This is a genomic window from Akkermansia sp. JRP_AM1, assembly GCF_049262625.1.
Classification (GTDB): Bacteria; Verrucomicrobiota; Verrucomicrobiia; order Verrucomicrobiales; family Akkermansiaceae; genus Akkermansia; species Akkermansia massiliensis.
Genome location: NZ_CP118234.1, coordinates 3,211,056 through 3,227,396 on the forward strand (window position 1 = coordinate 3,211,056; position 16,341 = coordinate 3,227,396).

The 16,341-nt window shown below is 61.1% G+C and carries 19 protein-coding genes; 11 read left to right on the top strand and 8 right to left on the bottom strand.

Annotated features, from left to right (window positions below):
- Window positions 1-315: 315 nt before the first annotated feature.
- The 3 genes from PVA48_RS15500 to PVA48_RS15510 form a co-directional block, all read right to left on the bottom strand.
- Window positions 316-906, bottom strand: a complete 591-nt coding sequence (locus PVA48_RS15500) for a tetratricopeptide repeat protein (RefSeq protein WP_102721729.1) — start codon at window positions 904-906, stop codon at window positions 316-318.
- 102 nt (window positions 907-1,008) lie between these two features.
- Window positions 1,009-1,446, bottom strand: a complete 438-nt coding sequence (locus PVA48_RS15505) for a hypothetical protein (protein ID WP_309557077.1) — start codon at window positions 1,444-1,446, stop codon at window positions 1,009-1,011.
- Between the two features lie 8 nt (window positions 1,447-1,454).
- Window positions 1,455-1,856: a hypothetical protein gene (locus PVA48_RS15510; RefSeq protein ID WP_309557076.1), complete on the bottom strand. Its 402-nt coding sequence runs from the start codon at window positions 1,854-1,856 to the stop codon at window positions 1,455-1,457.
- A gap of 156 nt (window positions 1,857-2,012) precedes the next feature.
- Here PVA48_RS15510 and PVA48_RS15515 point away from each other — a divergent pair, with 156 nt between their 5' ends.
- The 4 genes from PVA48_RS15515 to PVA48_RS15530 are packed head-to-tail and all read left to right on the top strand — an operon-like array spanning window position 2,013 to window position 5,126.
- Window positions 2,013-2,807, top strand: coding sequence for a methyltransferase domain-containing protein (locus PVA48_RS15515; protein WP_102728405.1), 795 nt, complete (start codon window positions 2,013-2,015; stop codon window positions 2,805-2,807).
- A 43-nt stretch (window positions 2,808-2,850) separates the two neighbouring features.
- Window positions 2,851-4,236: a UTP--glucose-1-phosphate uridylyltransferase gene (locus PVA48_RS15520; RefSeq protein WP_102721732.1), complete on the top strand. Its 1,386-nt coding sequence runs from the start codon at window positions 2,851-2,853 to the stop codon at window positions 4,234-4,236.
- A complete protein-coding gene (locus PVA48_RS15525; RefSeq protein ID WP_102728404.1) occupies window positions 4,223-4,777 on the top strand; it encodes a hypothetical protein in 555 nt (184 codons plus the stop codon). Before PVA48_RS15520 ends, PVA48_RS15525 begins: the two co-directional genes overlap by 14 nt.
- Window positions 4,764-5,126 (top strand): peptide chain release factor family protein, encoded by a 363-nt coding sequence (locus PVA48_RS15530; protein ID WP_022398086.1) that lies wholly within the window; start codon window positions 4,764-4,766, stop codon window positions 5,124-5,126. The genes PVA48_RS15525 and PVA48_RS15530 overlap by 14 nt, the downstream gene beginning before the upstream one ends.
- A 15-nt stretch (window positions 5,127-5,141) precedes the next feature.
- Here the strand turns inward: PVA48_RS15530 and coaD are convergent, their stop codons facing one another.
- Complete coding sequence (gene coaD / locus PVA48_RS15535; protein WP_102721836.1) at window positions 5,142-5,651, bottom strand: pantetheine-phosphate adenylyltransferase; 510 nt, start codon at window positions 5,649-5,651, stop codon at window positions 5,142-5,144.
- A gap of 193 nt (window positions 5,652-5,844) precedes the next feature.
- Here coaD and PVA48_RS15540 point away from each other — a divergent pair, with 193 nt between their 5' ends.
- The 4 genes from PVA48_RS15540 to PVA48_RS15555 all read left to right on the top strand — a co-directional run bounded on the left by PVA48_RS15540 (window position 5,845) and on the right by PVA48_RS15555 (window position 9,939).
- Entirely contained in the window at window positions 5,845-7,449 is a 1,605-nt protein-coding gene (locus PVA48_RS15540) for a DUF4153 domain-containing protein (RefSeq protein ID WP_102728403.1), read from the top strand.
- 88 nt (window positions 7,450-7,537) lie between these two features.
- A complete protein-coding gene (locus PVA48_RS15545; protein WP_102728402.1) occupies window positions 7,538-8,713 on the top strand; it encodes a 1-deoxy-D-xylulose-5-phosphate reductoisomerase in 1,176 nt (391 codons plus the stop codon).
- Window positions 8,714-8,770: 57 nt separating this feature from the next.
- Window positions 8,771-9,337 (top strand): hypothetical protein, encoded by a 567-nt coding sequence (locus PVA48_RS15550; RefSeq protein ID WP_423232545.1) that lies wholly within the window; start codon window positions 8,771-8,773, stop codon window positions 9,335-9,337.
- An 80-nt stretch (window positions 9,338-9,417) separates the two neighbouring features.
- Window positions 9,418-9,939, top strand: coding sequence for a DUF418 domain-containing protein (locus PVA48_RS15555; protein ID WP_423232027.1), 522 nt, complete (start codon window positions 9,418-9,420; stop codon window positions 9,937-9,939).
- A gap of 31 nt (window positions 9,940-9,970) precedes the next feature.
- Here the strand turns inward: PVA48_RS15555 and PVA48_RS15560 are convergent, their stop codons facing one another.
- From PVA48_RS15560 to PVA48_RS15575, 4 genes are all read right to left on the bottom strand, one after another.
- Complete coding sequence (locus PVA48_RS15560; RefSeq protein ID WP_423232028.1) at window positions 9,971-10,336, bottom strand: GNAT family N-acetyltransferase; 366 nt, start codon at window positions 10,334-10,336, stop codon at window positions 9,971-9,973.
- 128 nt (window positions 10,337-10,464) lie between these two features.
- Window positions 10,465-11,037: a translation initiation factor IF-3 gene (gene infC / locus PVA48_RS15565; protein ID WP_240454308.1), complete on the bottom strand. Its 573-nt coding sequence runs from the start codon at window positions 11,035-11,037 to the stop codon at window positions 10,465-10,467.
- Window positions 11,038-11,142: 105 nt separating this feature from the next.
- Complete coding sequence (thrS, locus tag PVA48_RS15570) at window positions 11,143-13,035, bottom strand: threonine--tRNA ligase (RefSeq protein ID WP_102728400.1); 1,893 nt, start codon at window positions 13,033-13,035, stop codon at window positions 11,143-11,145.
- A 127-nt stretch (window positions 13,036-13,162) separates the two neighbouring features.
- Complete coding sequence (locus PVA48_RS15575; RefSeq protein WP_102749303.1) at window positions 13,163-13,516, bottom strand: hypothetical protein; 354 nt, start codon at window positions 13,514-13,516, stop codon at window positions 13,163-13,165.
- A 124-nt stretch (window positions 13,517-13,640) separates the two neighbouring features.
- Between PVA48_RS15575 and PVA48_RS15580 the strand changes: the two genes are divergently transcribed.
- The 3 genes from PVA48_RS15580 to hemB are packed head-to-tail and all read left to right on the top strand — an operon-like array spanning window position 13,641 to window position 16,314.
- Window positions 13,641-14,897: a hypothetical protein gene (locus PVA48_RS15580; protein ID WP_423232029.1), complete on the top strand. Its 1,257-nt coding sequence runs from the start codon at window positions 13,641-13,643 to the stop codon at window positions 14,895-14,897.
- Window positions 14,894-15,262, top strand: a complete 369-nt coding sequence (locus tag PVA48_RS15585; RefSeq protein WP_423232030.1) for a hypothetical protein — start codon at window positions 14,894-14,896, stop codon at window positions 15,260-15,262. Before PVA48_RS15580 ends, PVA48_RS15585 begins: the two co-directional genes overlap by 4 nt.
- A 59-nt stretch (window positions 15,263-15,321) precedes the next feature.
- Window positions 15,322-16,314, top strand: coding sequence for a porphobilinogen synthase (gene hemB, locus PVA48_RS15590; RefSeq protein WP_180971058.1), 993 nt, complete (start codon window positions 15,322-15,324; stop codon window positions 16,312-16,314).
- Window positions 16,315-16,341 lie beyond the last annotated feature (27 nt).

Here is a 16,341-nt window from a genome sequence, read left to right on the forward strand (position 1 = left end):
ATGCAACCTTTCAGCTATGCAACGTTTATTATATTGATTTTCATCAATAAAAAGCTTCTTTCACTCTGGCTAGAAGCTTGAAAATACAACTTTTACCTGAAAAGAAAAAAAGAGGGAAGCTTTCCTGAAATTCTTTTTTCCTTTTTTCTGGAACGCATTAAAAAATTACTGGAGCAACCGCTCCGTGAAAAATAACAGGCCGCATGAACAAAGACACTCCGCCAGCCGGGAAAAACCATGCGCTGCCGGTCAGCTACACAGCCCTAACCAGGCAAACTTTCCATAGCAAATGCCGCTACTTCAGCACGGGGTTATTTACAGCTTGTCCAGGGCGGAACGGCCGTAAGCCGTGTTGGGATACCTGTCCGCGGCTTCCTCCCAGTATTTCCGGGCCTTGTCCGGATTGTTGAGCTGGGAATCATAAATCACTCCTATCTTGTACAGGAACAGGGCCCGGTCCTCCTTGCGCCATCTTCTGGACTCCAGGCCTTCCTGAAGGACTTCAACGGAATCCGCATACCGGCGCATATCGTTCAGCAGGCTGGATTCCATGAGCCAGGAACGCACCAGCCCCGAATTTTCCTTCCGGTAGCGCTCCAGCAGTTCCAGGGCTCCCTGCGGATCCCCGGAATTCAGCATGCGCCGGGCGGCATCCACCAGCACTTCCTCATCCGTGGTGATGTTGGAGGAATACAGCGTCTTGGTCACCAGATCGCCCATCACGGGCAGCAGGTACTTGACCACGAGCCACACTTCAAAGGCAATCACCGGAATCAGGACGACCAGGGATTGCAGCGGGGAAAGGGGAATAGCCTGCGCCAGGAACGCAAAGAGGCCCAGGGGAAGCAGCACCAGCAGCAGCCGTATAAACGTGCGCCGGGCCAGCAGCAGAATCATTTTCAACATGGCGGGATTGTTCAAGGGAGTTAGAGGCCGTCCGGGCGGCTCCGGAGAAAAAGGAACGCCTCCGCGGCCCCGCCCGGAGGAAAGGGCCGCGGAGGCTTCCGTTTAAAAGCGGTAAACGGCTTCCACGCCCACGCGGATGCGGAAGTCCTCAATCGTGCTCATGCCGGTGTAGCGGCGGATTTCGGAACGGGTGTTTCCGGCCCAGTCCAGCTGGATGAAGGGAATGACGCGGAACCCGCGGCTGGCATCCACGCCCGTTACGCGCACGGGAGCCGCCAGCTTGATGTTCACCTGGTCAAATCCGGCCACGCCGGAGCCCCAGTAGCTGGAAGAATAGCCGGTTCCGGCGCTCAATTCCAGGTCCACCTTCTCATGAATCAGGCCGCTCCAGCGCTTGCCCGCGTTCAGGTCGATACGCCAGCCAATCATGCCGTAAAAGCCGTACTGCACGTCCAGGGAGCCAAAATAGCCGTGGCCCGGATCGTCATACGCCAGGCCTGCCGTCACGGACTGAGCCACGGAATGGGGGGCCTTCCCCATGTACTTGCTCAAATAGCCCGGCAGGCCGCCGTAATTGAATTCGTACCCCCCCGGAAAGACAGGTTGGGGAACAGCTCCTTGACGGCCTTCCAGTTGGCGTCAAAGGCATCCTTGTCGCTCAGCAGGCCGTCGCAGAAGGCCATGTATTCCGCGCCGATTTCCTGCTTCCAGTCCCGGGCCAGGTTGAGATTCAGCTCACCGCCGATGTTGAACACGCCGCTGCGGTTCAGCAGGGAGGATGCCACCACGTCCTTGTAGGCATACCGGGAATCATAACCGATGTGGGCCGCGCCGCTGACCGTATCATTGTAGGAACTTGCGGGACGGGGGTCATAACCGTATCCGTCATAGGCGCCGGCGGAAACCGCGGCCAGGGCTGAGGCCGCCATGAACAGGGCTGTTGCTTTCATAGTAAGCTTATCTTAATCATTTCAACCCCGCCAACGCAAGCAGAATCCCGGAACGGCACGGAGAAACGGACCTTGGCGGCAGCAGCGGGAAAATCCCTTGAAAAAAGACAGGGTCTTTCTTGTAAAGAATCCCTTTCCTCCTATGATGGGGCAGTGATGGACTGGAACGCTGATTTGTACGAAAACAAGCATGATTTTGTCGCGGAATATGGCAGGGACCTGCTCTCCAACGTGCCGGAAAACCCCGGCCAGGCCATTCTGGACCTGGGCTGCGGAACCGGTACGCTGACGCACGCCCTGCTGGAAAAATCGACCTCCGTCGTCGGGCTGGACGCCTCCCCGGAAATGATTGGAAAGGCACGGCAGCTTTATCCCGGCATGGACTTCCGCGTGCTGGACGCCTGCCTCATGCCCTGGAACAACTGGTTTGACGTCATTTTTTCCAATGCCGCCTTCCATTGGATACCGGACCACGGGGCTCTTTTGAAAGCCGTCTCCCGCGCCTTGAAACCGCAGGGAAAACTGATCTGCGAATTTGGGGCCCACCGCAACATCCTCCGCATCAGGGAGGCCTTCCGGCCCAGCCTGGAGCGGATGAACCTCCCGTACAAGACACGTTTTTACTTCCCCACCGTGGAAGAATACCGCAGCATGCTGGAACAGGCAGGACTGCGCCCGGAAGTGGTAATGGACTTTGACCGCCCCACGCCGCTGAAGGACGGGCCGTACGGCTTGCGCAACTGGGCGCGCCAGTTCTTCTGGGCGGACCTGAAGTGCCTCCACGAAAAACGGCGCGTCCGGATTTTCGAGGAAATGGAAAAGGCCCTGCGGGACGAGCTGTGGGACGGCACCCAATGGGTGGCGGACTACCGGCGCATCCGGGTGATCGCTTCCAAACAAGCCGAAGGCCCCCACAGGGGGAAAGGCGCGCGGACGTGCCGGATACGCTGATAATGCTTGAGCCTCCAACGGGCATTTTGTACAAAAGCCGCCAATGAGTACGTTCACTCCTTTTGAAGAAAAGATGGAGTCCGCCGGCGTTCCGGCCGCAGCCGTCAAAGCTTTCTCCCGCTGTTACGAAGCTCTCGTCTCCAACCACTCCGGCATGATTCCGGAAATGGACATCCAGCCCGCCGACCAGGTGGAGGACTGGCAGGACATCACGGCCTCCACCCCCGCGGCGGACAAGGACCTGATCTCCCAGTGCGTGTGCATCAAGCTCAACGGCGGCCTCGGCACGAGCATGGGCCTCCAGAAGGCGAAAAGCCTGCTGAAGGTAAAGGGTGAAGATACGTTCCTGGACTTGATCGTCCGGCAGGTGAAGCACCTGCGCTCCATCTCCGGCACGCCCGTGCGCCTTCTGCTGATGAACTCCTTCTCCACCAGCGCGGATACGCTGGCCTACCTGGAGAAATACGCGTCTGACGGCTTTGCGGACCCCGCCCAGGTGGAGCTGATGCAGAACCGCGTTCCCAAAATCCTGGCGGACGGGCTCGCCCCGGCCAGTTGCCCGGAACAGCCGGAACTGGAATGGTGCCCGCCCGGCCACGGTGACCTGTACCCGGCGCTGCTGGGCTCCGGCTGGCTGGACCGCCTGCTGGCGGACGGCGTCAAATACGCCTTCGTCTCCAACTCCGACAATCTGGGCGCACAGCTTGACATGAACTTCCTGCGCTGGTTTGCGGAGAGCGGCGCCCCCTTCGTCATGGAAGTCACCCGCCGCACGGAGGCGGACAAGAAAGGCGGCCACCTGGCCGTCAGGAAGGCGGACGGCCACTTGATCCTGCGGGAAGTTGCCCAGTGCCCGGATGCGGACATTCCCGAATTCCAGAACATCTCCAAGCACCGCTATTTCAATACCAACACGCTCTGGATACGCCTGGACGCCCTCAAGGAAATCCTGGACGCCAACGGCGGCGTGCTCCCTCTGCCCATGATCCGGAACAGCAAGACGCTCAACCCCCGCGACCCGGAATCCGCCCCGGTGTACCAGCTGGAAACGGCCATGGGCGCGGGCATCGAGTGCTTCCCCGGCGCAAGGGCCGTCAACGTTCCGCGTTCCCGGTTCTTCCCCGTCAAGACCACGTCCGACCTGCTCCTGCTGCGTTCGGACGCCATCGCCGTGGATGAAGACGGCAAGGTGGCCCTGGCTCCGGAACGGGAAGGAAAAACTCCCGTTGTGGACCTGGACTCCAAGCTGTACAAGCTGGTGGACTCCCTGGACAGCCTGGGCCTGCCTTCCCTGATCGGGCTGGACAAGCTGACCCTGCGCGGCCGCTTCCACTTCCAGGACGGAGCCGTTCTCCAGGGCACGCTGCTGATGGAAAACGATTCCGAAGAAACGAAGGAAATCCTCCCGGGCGTTTATGCCGGAGCCTGAACTCCATTCTTCCGCCTCCGCCCCCCGCCCGGTCAAAGCCGGGCTGGGCGTGGAGGACATCCGGCACATTCCCGCCCGGGAAAGGGAGCTGCGCTTCACCCGCAACCGCGCGGGCTCCGTCCTGCTGGCGGCGGGATTCCTGCTGATCGCCACCGCCGCCTTCCTCCAGCTCACGGGTTACGATACGATCACCCCGTACCTGCCCGCCCCCCTGTGGGCCATGCAGGCTGCGGCGCTTGTTCCCGCCGTCCTCTGCCTGATTGCGGGGAGCCGCTGCCTGAAGCACGCGGCCGTCATCGTCACCCCGGTAGGCGTGGAAATCCTGCCCTTCCTGCGGGCGCGCCGCGCCATGCAATGGTGCTTCTGGCAGCAGATACGTTCTGCGGACCGGAAAGGCGGACGCCTGAACCTCCGCCTGACGGACGGCTCAACCGTCGCGGTCAGCCTGCGCTCCATGACAGCCGCCAGCCGGGAAATGCTGGTCCATGCGGTCCGGCAGCGCGTCAACACCCTGCAATGCTCCGGTTATGGTAAGGCCTGAAAAACTGGCCGCTCTCCAGGAGCGGATGGAAGCCCTGGGCATCCGTGAACAGGATCTGGAGGAAAGCTTTGTCCGCGGAAGCGGGCGCGGCGGCCAGAAGGTGAATAAAACCAACAACTGCGTTTATCTCAAGCACATCCCCACGGGAATCGCCGTCAAATGCCACGTGGACAGGTCCCGCGAGCTCAACCGCTTTCTGGCGCGCAGGGAACTGTGCGACGCGGTGGAACAAATGCAAACGGGCCGATGCGCCGCGAGAGCCCGCGTCATCCAGCGCATGCGCCGGCAGAAGGACCGTAGAAGACGCAGGCGTTCCAGTCCTCCGGCTCCCTCTCCGGACAACGAATAACGGCTCCAAAAGCCGCTAGGAACGCGGGAAAACTTCCCGGTACTTCTCCTTCAGCATGGCGAATACATTGTGGGGGACATAGCGGCTTACCTGGCTTTCCCAGCCTTCCGGGCCAATCAGCCCCTTGATCATGCTGGAGGACAGTTCCGCCGTATCCCGCGGAGGCATCAGGAACACCGTGCAGACCTTGGGAGCCATGTCCGCATTAATATGGCGCATCACGCGTTCATATTCATAATCCTGCGTGGAACGGATGCCGCGCAGCATGAACGTGGCCCCGTGTTCGTTGGCAAAATCCACCAGAAAGCGGTTGTGGAACTCGGCAATGCGCACGTCCGGCATGTCGGAAAGCGCCACCCGCAGCATGGTCATGCGTTCCTCATGGGAAAACGTGTAGTGCTTGTCCGGATTGTCGCCTATGGCCACAATCAGCTCATCAAACATCCTCGCCCCCTGCTTGATCATCCATAAGTGACCATTGGTCAGAGGGTCAAAACTACCGGCATACACGGCGATGCGCTTCATTCGTGCCATGCTATACGCCCTCCTGCGGAAAATACAATCCTTTTCCATGCGGCGGACCCGCCCTCTCCATTCAGGCCCGCTCTTTTCCGGACATCCCTGCTTGACACTCCTGCAATAACGGCTAAACATTAACGGACAGCGCCTCACTCCCCGCGTGCGGGCGGCTGTTCCGCAACTATCCGACCTTTCTCCTATGACAGAACCTTCCTCTTCCTTTCCGGAGCGTCCATCCCTTCCGCCTTCCTGCCCCACCTCCGTCCGCAGAGATCCGCAGTCCCTGCTTTCCCCTTCCTGGTGGAGGCATGGGCACATCCCGCTGCTTGTCCTGATTGCCAGCGGCTTTGCCGCGGATTTCATGTTCGGTACATTGGAGGGCCTGGGCATCGGCACTGCGCTGGGCCTTCTGCTGTACACGGCGGCCTTTCTGGCACTGAGAACGGACCTCAGCCGGAAGGAGCAGGTGTTCCTCGTTTTCATGGCCGTGCTGAACGCTGCTGCGGCAGGCGCCAACCTGACTTCCTTTACCCAGTTCAATCTGCTCATCGGCCTGGGGCTTCCCGTGGTGATAACGTTCCTGCCGCGGAAAGAGGGCAACAGCTTTGACCCTGCCAAACGGTACGTCACCTGGTGGGGCTATAAATTTTTCCGGATGACCCAGGCAAAAGAGGCGGCCGCAAACGTCCTGGGGAAAATTCCGCTTGCAGGCAGCGTCGCCATCGGAGTCATTCTGTTCCTGGTCTTCCTGTCCATCTTTGCGGACGGGAACCCTGTGGTCGCCGCTGTCAGAACAGCCATGAACAAATGGTTCTGGAGCTATTGCTCCTGGCTGGTTCCGGATATGGGAACGGTAGCGGACATCCTCCTGTGGTGCCTGGGAGCCCTGGCATTCGGCATTGCAGCCATGCCGCGCTCCCGCTCTTCCTTCCCGGAACAACACCCCGTGCGTCCGGGCAGCCCCTGGCTCCCGCACCTCCCCGCCGTTTCCCTGCTGTTCATCAACCTGGCCTTTCTGGTCAACAACGGCACGGACGTGGCGTTCTTATGGCGGGGGAGCGTTCCTGACGGCATCTCCCAGACCGCCTATCTGCACGACGGGGCGGACTCCATCATGCTGGCGGCCTTTCTTTCCGCCCTGGTGCTGCTGGTCCTGTTCCGTCCGGAAGGCTCCGTGCGGGCGTCAAAAACGGGAATCGTCCTGGGCTTCATCCTGGCGGCGCAGACCGGACTGCTCGCCGCCAGCGTGGGCATGAGGCTGTATTTCCAGATAAAAGATTTCGGCTTCTCTCCCAACCGCGTCACGGCCGGCATCTATTTGCTGATGGGAGCCTGCTTCCTGTACCTTCTCTTCCGCTACATGGCCGGTCATGGAAACTGGCTGCGTTATGGAAAACTCTGCGGCGCCACAGCCCTTGTTTTCCTGGCCCTGACCGGGCTCCGCAGTCCGTCCCAACTGAGCGGCGACCTGAACCTGATGACGATGGACAGGCAGCCGGACTGGTATTTCAGCGATGGAGACCTGCCGCGCTTTGAACTCCGGGACAACATCCCCTTCGCCATGGCCGTCTACCGCCGGCTGGGAGGGGATACGGAAGCCGGAGCCAACGTTTACGCCATGACCCGGGAAGCCCTCCATGCCGAAAGCCGCATTTGGAACTGGCGTTCCCGCAACCTGCGGAAATGGAGACGGGACCGGCAGAGGATGCAGTTCCGGCAGCTTCCCGAACCCACGGCACAAGCCACCTACGGCACGGATGCGTGGCGTCCTTCCTCCCGGCCCACCGGAATGAGGCCGAACTGACGGAGGGGCCGGTCCCTGCGGCGCGGGGAAGATTTTCATCTCCCCGGCTTGTCAAGGAGCCGTATTTTTTGCATCATGCTTCTCCGTTATGCAGAAACGACGCGTCGTCATCCTGGGCTCCACCGGTTCCATCGGAACCAGCGCCCTGAAAGTCGCCCGGGACATTCCGGACAGAATGGAAATCGTGGGGCTGGCCGCCGGAACCAGCGTGGAGGCCCTGGCCCGCCAGGCGTGCGAATTCAACGTCCGCAACGTATGCATTTTTGACCCGTCCGGGGCGGACAAGCTGGCGCGCGCCCTTCCCGGCGCCCAGGTGGAAACGGGCGAGGAAGGCCTGTGCCGCCTGGCGCAGCTTCCGGAGGCGGACATGGTGCTGATCTCCATCGTGGGGACTGCCGGCCTCAAGCCCGCACTGGCCGCCATTGAAGCAGGCAAGGACCTCGCCATCGCCAGCAAGGAAATTCTGGTCATGGCCGGCCAGATTGTCATGGAAAAGGCGCGCCAAGCAGGTGTGCAGGTGCTTCCGGTGGACAGCGAACATAACGCCATCTTCCAGTGCCTGAACGGCAGCCACGGCGGACCGGATGCCGTTTCCCGCCTGATTCTGACGGCGTCCGGCGGCCCCTTCCGCACCTGGAAGAAGGAAGACCTGGAGCACGTCACGCTGGAACAGGCCCTCAAGCACCCCACCTGGAGCATGGGCCGGAAAATCACCATAGACTCCGCCACCCTGTTCAACAAGGGGCTGGAAATGATTGAGGCCCGCTGGCTGTTTGACGTTCCCATGGAAAAGGTGGACGTCATCGTTCACCCGCAGAGCATCGTGCATTCCATGGTGGAATACCGGGACGGCACGGTGCTGGCCCAGATGAGCAGCTCGGACATGTGCTTCCCCATCCAGTACGCCGTCACGTGGCCGGACCGCGTTCCCAACTCTCTCAAGCAGCTCAACTTTGCGGAGATAGGCCAGCTGGTGTTCGAGGCGCCCCGTCCGGACGCCTTCCCCGCCCTGGACCTGGCGCGCAGGGCCGGCGCCAGCAGCAGCACCCTGGCCGCCGTCTACAACGCCGCCAATGAAGTGGCGGTGGACGCCTTCATTCAGGGAAAACTCACCTTCCCCGGCATCTGGAAACTGGTGGAAGCCGTCATGAACGACCACACCCCGGCAGATCCCCGCGGAGAGCTGGCCCCCATCCTGGAAGCGGACCAGTGGGCCAGGCGGCGCGCGGCGGAACTGATTCCTTCCCTTTCCCGCCCTTCCTGACGCCATGACCGCCCGGACTCCCGCCGGAGCGCCCCCCGGGCGGCGCGCATCACCATCCTGGACATCCTCCGGGCGCTGGCCCTGCTGGGCATCGTCACCGTCCACGCGCACGACCACTTCAACCTGTACCTCCCCATGCCCCCGGCGGAGGGATGGCAGGCCGCGGCCAACAGCGCGGCGGACTGGGCCTACGAACACCTTTTCGTCAGCAAATCCTTCCTTCTCTTCTCCTTCCTGTTTGGCCTCAGCTTCTTCATCCAGCTGGACAGGCAGGAACAGAAAGGCGTCGACTTCCGGAAGCGCTTCATGTGGCGGCTGGCGCTCCTGTTCCTGCTTGGGCTGGCGCACACCCTTTTTTATGACGGGGACATCCTCACCATCTTCGGCGTGCTGGGTTTTGCCCTGGTGGCCCTGTACAAACGCGGTACGCCTCTTCTCGTCATCCTCTGCCTGCTGTGCCTGATGCAGCCCGTCGCCTTCATGGACACGCTGTCCCGCGCCGGACTGGCGGACCTGTGGCCGCATTCCTCCGGCTGGTTCCACCCGGCCTCCCCGGCGGCAGGCCCTTCGCGTGAATTCCTGTACGCCCACGGCAGCTGGGGGAAGCGGCCCTGTGGAACCTGACGCAGGGCCAGGCGGGCAAATGGCAGTTCTTCCTGCTCAGCGGCCGCATCTGGCAGACGCTGGGCCTCTTCATCCTGGGCATGCTGGCGGGGAGATGGCAGGTCTTTGTGGACGCTCCGAACAAGCGCCGCCTGTTTCTGCGGATGCTTGGAATCTCCGGAACCCTGTTTCTGGCTCTGCTGGCGGCGCGCCTACTCCTCACCTCCCGGCTGGACTCCGCGTTGGGAACGGACGCTGGACACCTTCTGCACCAATGGGAAAACCTAGCCTATACCGCGGCCTTCGTCTCCGCCGCCGTCCTGCTGTTCACCCATCCCGGCCTTCCCCTGCCATCCAGGCTGCTCAGCAGCACCGGAAAATGCACGCTGACGTGCTACGTCTCCCAAACGCTGGTATTCACGTTCCTGTTCTTCGGGTGGGGGCTGGGACTGGCGCAGGGCATGGGACCGTGGGCTTGCCTGTGCGCCGCCGTTGCCGTCTTCCTGCTTCAAGCCTGGGCCTGCCGCCTCTGGCTGAGCCGCTTCCTGTACGGCCCCCTGGAATGGCTGTGGCGCACCGCCACCATGTGCCGCATGCAGCCGTTCCGCAAGCGCATGCCATAGGAAGGGCGGCTCTTCTTCCTCCCTGCGTCTGTTAAAGCCCGGTTTCCCCGGAAGAAGGGGGAATAAAGCGCATGGCCTCCTGCGTCCGGTCCGCGATAAAGCCGTTCCTTTCGTAAAAAGGCACTCCTTCGCGGTAGGAGGTGAGCACCACGTTCAAATACCCGGCATAGCGCTTTTTGCACAGCTCCAGCAGGCGGGAGCCGACGCCGCACCCCTGGTACAGCGGATGCACCAGCAGGTAATGGACATACGCCGTCATGGTTCCGTCATCCATGGCGGCGATCAGTCCCGCCAGCCTGCCGCCGTCCCAGGCGGAAAACACGGTCCCGTAATGGAGCAATGCTTCCGCCAGGCGTTCCGGATGCCGCCCGGATTCCCATTGGACGGAAAGGAACAATTCCTCCAGCGCCGCCGGGGAAATTCTTTGGTGTCAGTGTAGGAAAGAACCATGGAAAAAGGCATTTGTCCGTAAAAAAGGCTTTCCGCCCTGCAGGGCGGAAAGCCTGAAAAAGAGGGAAAAGCGCTTCACTCGTCGTCTTCCGCGTCAAAGGCGGAATCTTCCGAATCAAAGTCCTCATCCAGGTGGGCGGTGAATTTCTTCACGCGCTGCTGGACGGGCAGCGGGGAGAGCACCATGTGCATGGTGTTGCCGGCCAGGCGCGGAGCCTGGTCCACCTGCGCCATGGTCTTCAAGTCCGCAATGACCTTGTTGAACATGTCATAGCCAAGTTCCTGGTGGGCGTTCTCACGGCCGCGGAAGCGGAGCTGGAAACGGACCTTGTGGCCGTGGTCCAGGAAGCTTTCCGCACGGGCCAGCTTCACGTTGTAGTCGTTCGTGTCCGTCCCGATGCGGAGCTTGACTTCCTTAAGCTTGATCGTGCGGCTCTTGTTGTTTTTCTGGAGCTTGGACTGCTGGTACTTGTACCGTCCATAGTCCACCACGCGGCACACGGGCGGATCGGCATTGCCCGCCACTTCCACCAGGTCCAGGCCCAGGGCCTTGGCCTTTTCCAGCGCGTCGCGCGTATTCATGACGCCGAGCTGGTCGCCGTTGGCGGTCACCACGCGCACGCGGGGGGCGCGGATGCGTTCATTCACACGGGTTTGATCACCGCGCTCACGGCGGCGATTACCATCATTATTCTTCGTTGGCTTGATTGGCACGTCCGGATACTACTAAACTAAATAAAATAACTTGGCAACTCAAATCATGGGGGAAATATGACGCTCCGCAATTTCCCTGACCACAACGTCCGCAAACTGTTCAAAGGGCATCGCCCCCAGGTCTCCCTTGTCCCGGTGGCGGACGGAAACGGTGCCTTCCTCCGCCTCACGCTGGCCGAGCACCAGCATGTAGGGAACGCGGTCCAGGCGGGCGTTGCGGATCTTCGCGCCGATCTTGTCCGGCGTTTCATCCACCGTCACGCGCACTCCCCTGGCGGCCAGGGCGGCGCGGTGCGCGGCGGCCACGTCCATCACCTTGTCGGAGATGGGGAGCACGCGCACCTGTTCCGGTGAAAGCCAGGTGGGGAATTTCCCTTCAAAGTGCTCAATCAGCAGGCCCGTGAAGCGCTCCATGGAGCCGAAGGGCGCGCGGTGCACCATCACGGGGCGGTGCGGCTTGTTGTCCGCTCCGGTGTAATGTAGGTCAAACCGTTCCGGCAGGTTGTAGTCCACCTGCACGGTGCCCAGCTGCCATTCGCGCCCGATGGCGTCGCGCACGATGAAGTCGATCTTGGGGCCGTAAAAGGCGGCTTCCCCGGCTTCCTCGCTATAGTCCGCGCCCAGCCATTCCGCGGCTTCCCGCAGGGCCTGTTCCGCCTTGTCCCAGTTTTCCGGAGAGCCCACGTACTTGTCGCTTTCCGGGTCGCGCATGGAAAGGCGCACGCGGTAGTCCGTCATGCCCAGGGTGCCGAAGATGGTTTTCACAATGCCCAGGCACTGGCGGATTTCCCCGGCCAGCTGGTCAGGCGTGCAGAAAATGTGGGCGTCGTCCTGCGTAAAGCCGCGCACGCGGGTCATGCCGCCCAGCTCACCGCTCTGTTCCCAGCGGTACACGGTTCCGAATTCCGCCAGCCGCACGGGAAGGTCCCGGTAGGAATGGGCGTCATTCGCGTAAATCTTGATGTGGTGCGGGCAGTTCATCGGCTTGAGCATGTAGCCCTCAATGGTGCCGTCAGCCAGCCCGTTGAACAGTTCCGCGCAGGAAGCTCCTTCCTGGCTCAGCTTTTCCATGGCGTCCCGTTCCGGGATGGGCGCGTACTGGCTTTCCTGGTAATACGGGAAGTGGCCGGACGTGCGGTACAGGTCCAGCTTGCCGATGTTGGGGGTGTACACCTGGGAATAGCCCAGCTTGTCCAGCTCCTGCGTAATGAAATCCTGAAGGGAGCGGCGGATGAGGGCTCCTTTGGGCTTCCAGAGAATCAGGCCCTGGCCCACGGCCTCGTCAATGCAGAAGAGACCCAGTTCACGGCCCAGCTTGCGGTGGTCCCGGCGGCGCGCTTCCTCCAGCCGTTCCAGGTGCTCGTCAAGCTGGGTGCGGTTCGGGAAGCAGGTGCCGTAAATGCGCTGGAGCATGGGACGGTTCTTGTCTCCCTTGTAGAAGGCGCTCGCCACGCTCATGATTTTGAACGCCTTGCAGTTGCCCGTACGGCCCACGTGCGGGCCGGCGCACAGGTCCGTAAAATCTCCGTTGCGGAACAGGGAAATCTCCTCGTCTTCCGGAATGTCGTTCAGCAGGTCAATTTTAAACTGGGAAGGCGTATTGCGCGGCCCAAGGGCGCCCAATTCCCCGGATTCCGCCATCTTCATGGCCTCCGCGCGGGAAATAACTTCCTTCTGGAAAGGCTGGTTTTCCTTCACCACCTTCTTCATCTCCTCCTCAATGCGCTCAAAATCCTCTGTGCTGATGCGGTGGTCCAGCTCCACGTCGTAATAAAAACCGTTATCCACGGCAGGGCCGCCGGCCAGCTGGGCGTCCGGCCAGAGGCGGCAAATGGCCGTAGCCAGAACGTGCGCGCAGGAGTGGCGCAGCCGTTCCAGATCAGACATCTGATGGCGTTCTTCAAGAGTCTTTCTTTCCTTGTGTTCGGACATACGCGCATTAGTTAACCTCCCCCAGGCACTGTTGGCAAATGCAAAAAACCCTCCTCTCCAAAAATTCAAGGCATGAACGCCGCGGAGACTTTCCGGAAGAGAACGAACACTCTCCCCTTTTTCTTCTTTACGGTTGCCGCACTGGAAAATCCGGTATAACAAGAAATTCATGCTGAATGTCATCTGCCATACCTTGGGAGCCGCTCTTCTTCTGCTTGGCATACGGATCATTCTGCAGGACTGGTACGTTTTCATCTCCCTTCATTTCACCAAGTCTGAACGAAGGAACAGCTTTTCCTTCACACCATTCGCAGGAGGAATCCTCGGTTGCGCCGCTCTCTAGCTTCTTCCTCCTACCCGAGAAATGGGCATCCGATGGCTTCCCATCCTTCCGGATTCCGGTGTCATCCTGTACAGCGTCCATCTGGTTAAACAATTCTTCAAGTTTCTTTTTCGTCGTTCCCCATAAGCATTTTCTCATTTTGCACCATCGCGGGGAGAACAGGAAAAAACGGAATGCAACCATTTACCTTCCATCCGCTATTCCTCCCTCAACGAGTGATTTACACCTGCGGCCGTTTATGCCATAGTGGCGGCCAGCGGTTATGAAAATCCTCCCCCTCTCCCTTCTCTGCCTCTGCCTGCCCTGCGGCCTCTCCCGGGGCGACCAGCCGCCGGACGGCTCCCCCGTCCGCTTCCAGATCAGCATGGACCAGGCCGCGGAACACAAGGCTCCGGAACCGGACCCTGTTCCGGACCAGAGCACGCCGTTCAATGCGGCCAAGCTGCTGCTCCGCGCCCTTCAGGAAAAAACTGACTGGAAAAACGAACCGTACAAATCCCTGCCCGCCACCTCCCCCTTTGTAGGCCAGCTCAAGCTGAAAAGCATCCTTTCCCGCATGGAGGCGGTCCAGGCGTATGTAACCGGAGCGGCCCCGGAACGCCCCCCTTTTGTGGATGAAGCCTCCATCATCACCCAGGGAGACCTGGCGATGGCCTACATCCTGCTGCCGGACAAGACAAACCCGTACGTCTATGCAGCCACTGCGGTGGCCCTGGTGAAAAAGGGCGGCCAGTGGAAGGCCTCCCTGACCCCAGGGAGCTTTGACAATACGTTCCTTCCCTTTGACGACCAAATCCGGGAGGAAGCGAAAAAAATATCAGCGGAAGCCAAGAAGAAAATCTTCGGCCTCGCCCACCAGTACTCCGTGGCCGCCGTCAAAGCCGCCCTGGAGCACATCAAGCGGTTCCGTGTGGAAGCCGTAAAGGGGAAAACGGACGACGAACTCAAGACCCTGCTCATCCGCACCGTGAAAGGGGATGACCCGGCACGCATTGCCGCCCTGCTCGTTTCCCCGTACTACATGGAATCCGCCATCACCCAGAGCGCCCGGCTCACCCCCGTGGTCAAGGCCATGCGCCTTCAGGACAGGAGGGAGGAAAGCCGCTACATCCAGCCCACCAACCTCAGCTTCATGACCTTTCCGAACACCATCCTGGTTCCCCTGCGCCCCCATCCGGACGACCAGACAGACCCGAACAAACGGGATGAGGACCAGCAGGAGGAGGCCAATAAAAACAACGCGAAGAAAAGCGGCAAGGATATCCACAGCATTGCGGCCATGACCATCCTGCCCCCGCGCATGAGCATGCCGGACACGGACAAGCCCGCTCTCATTTACCGCTATGCGCTGGAGAAAATCAAGGACCCCACGGATGGCTTCCCCGTTTTCAAAATGTATCTGACGGACGCCTTCACTTCATGGAACCTGAAAGCGGACGAATCCACCACCGCCCGCATCATGGCGGATTTCCACCGGACCTACCCCCCCTGGCCTTTCCCACGCCGGAAGAGGCCGTGACCGCCGCCGGGCGCGCCCTGGCGAACCGGGACAGCCTGGCCATGATACGCATGCTGGCTCCGGCCAAATTCGCCTCCGTGAAGGAATTTGAAGACGCGCTCTCCCAGTTGAAAACGGTCATGGGCAGGATTCCCGCCCCCCGGACCGAGGTGAAGGAAAAAGGCGCTCCCGTCGTCAAGGCTGCCTACGTTCCCGTCACCAGAGACGGCGCCCCCGGCATCAAGGCCACCATCGGCGTGCGGCCCGCTTCCAGAAACGGATTCTCCGTCAACAACCTGTACCTTACCAAAACAGACAGCGGCTGGATGGTCACCGGAGCTGATGTGGAGAACCCGCTGGCGCTGGACGAACAAAAAAAACCCTGAAAACCGCCCGGGGAACGCCCGCCCCTCTATCACACAACCTTTTCCATTATCACACCATGATGAATCTACCGATACGGCCGCGCCGCAACAGAAAATCCGCCAACATCCGGGGTCTCATCCGGGAAACCTCCCTCTCCCCGGAACACCTCATTTACCCGGTCTTCGTCCATGAAGGAACCGGGAACCAGCCCATTTCCTCCCTGCCCGGCTGCACGCGCTGGAGCGTCAAGGGCCTGGTGGAGGAAGCCAAGCGCCTGATGGACCTGGGCATCCGCACGCTGGACCTTTTCCCGGCCATCCCGGACGGAAAGAAAACCCCGGACGCCTGTGAAGCCTGCAACCCTGACGGCCTCATTCCGCGCACCATTTACGCGCTCAAGAGCGAGGTGCCCGGCATCACCGTCATGACGGACGTGGCGCTGGACCCCTACAATTCAGACGGTCACGACGGCCTGGTGGAATTCCGCTCCGACGGCACGATGGAAATCCTCAATGACGACTCCGTGGAGGTCCTCTGCCGCCAGGCTTTGTGCCACGCGGACGCCGGGGCGGACATCGTCTCCCCCAGCGACATGATGGACGGCCGCGTGGCCGCCATCCGCGCCACCCTGGATTCCGAGGCCCTGGACGACGTCTCCATCATGGCCTATACCGCCAAGTACGCCAGCGCCCTGTACGGGCCGTTCCGCGGCGCGCTGGAAAGCGCGCCGAAGGAGGGGGACAAGAAAACGTACCAGATGGACCCCGGCAACATCCGGGAAGCCCTGAGGGAAGCGCAGCTGGATGAAGCGGAAGGCGCGGACATCCTGATGGTGAAACCCGCCACGCTGTATCTGGACGTGATGGCCGCCATGCGGAAGCACGTGACGCTGCCGATAGCCGCCTACCACGTCAGCGGGGAGTACCTGATGATCAAATCCGCCGTGGCTTCCGGCTGGCTGGATGAACGGGAAACCGTTCTGGAGACTCTAACCTCCATCCGGCGCGCCGGGGCGGACATGATCCTCACGTATTACGCCCCCCAGGCCGCCGAATGGCTTAAACAACGCTGACGCCGCACGGCCTCCGCACAGGAGGTG

Bases quoted from the DNA above. Each gene is read 5' to 3' on its own strand.
- PVA48_RS15500 (WP_102721729.1), bottom strand. From the start codon at position 906: ATGTTGAAAATGATTCTGCTGCTGGCCCGGCGCACGTTTATACGGCTG.
- PVA48_RS15505 (WP_309557077.1), bottom strand. From the start codon at position 1,446: ATGGGGAAGGCCCCCCATTCCGTGGCTCAGTCCGTGACGGCAGGCCTG.
- PVA48_RS15510 (WP_309557076.1), bottom strand. From the start codon at position 1,856: ATGAAAGCAACAGCCCTGTTCATGGCGGCCTCAGCCCTGGCCGCGGTT.
- PVA48_RS15515 (WP_102728405.1), top strand. From the start codon at position 2,013: ATGGACTGGAACGCTGATTTGTACGAAAACAAGCATGATTTTGTCGCG.
- PVA48_RS15520 (WP_102721732.1), top strand. From the start codon at position 2,851: ATGAGTACGTTCACTCCTTTTGAAGAAAAGATGGAGTCCGCCGGCGTT.
- PVA48_RS15525 (WP_102728404.1), top strand. From the start codon at position 4,223: ATGCCGGAGCCTGAACTCCATTCTTCCGCCTCCGCCCCCCGCCCGGTC.
- PVA48_RS15530 (WP_022398086.1), top strand. From the start codon at position 4,764: ATGGTAAGGCCTGAAAAACTGGCCGCTCTCCAGGAGCGGATGGAAGCC.
- coaD (WP_102721836.1), bottom strand. From the start codon at position 5,651: ATGAAGCGCATCGCCGTGTATGCCGGTAGTTTTGACCCTCTGACCAAT.
- PVA48_RS15540 (WP_102728403.1), top strand. From the start codon at position 5,845: ATGACAGAACCTTCCTCTTCCTTTCCGGAGCGTCCATCCCTTCCGCCT.
- PVA48_RS15545 (WP_102728402.1), top strand. From the start codon at position 7,538: ATGCAGAAACGACGCGTCGTCATCCTGGGCTCCACCGGTTCCATCGGA.
- PVA48_RS15555 (WP_423232027.1), top strand. From the start codon at position 9,418: ATGCTGGCGGGGAGATGGCAGGTCTTTGTGGACGCTCCGAACAAGCGC.
- thrS (WP_102728400.1), bottom strand. From the start codon at position 13,035: ATGTCCGAACACAAGGAAAGAAAGACTCTTGAAGAACGCCATCAGATG.
- PVA48_RS15575 (WP_102749303.1), bottom strand. From the start codon at position 13,516: ATGAGAAAATGCTTATGGGGAACGACGAAAAAGAAACTTGAAGAATTG.
- PVA48_RS15580 (WP_423232029.1), top strand. From the start codon at position 13,641: ATGAAAATCCTCCCCCTCTCCCTTCTCTGCCTCTGCCTGCCCTGCGGC.
- hemB (WP_180971058.1), top strand. From the start codon at position 15,322: ATGAATCTACCGATACGGCCGCGCCGCAACAGAAAATCCGCCAACATC.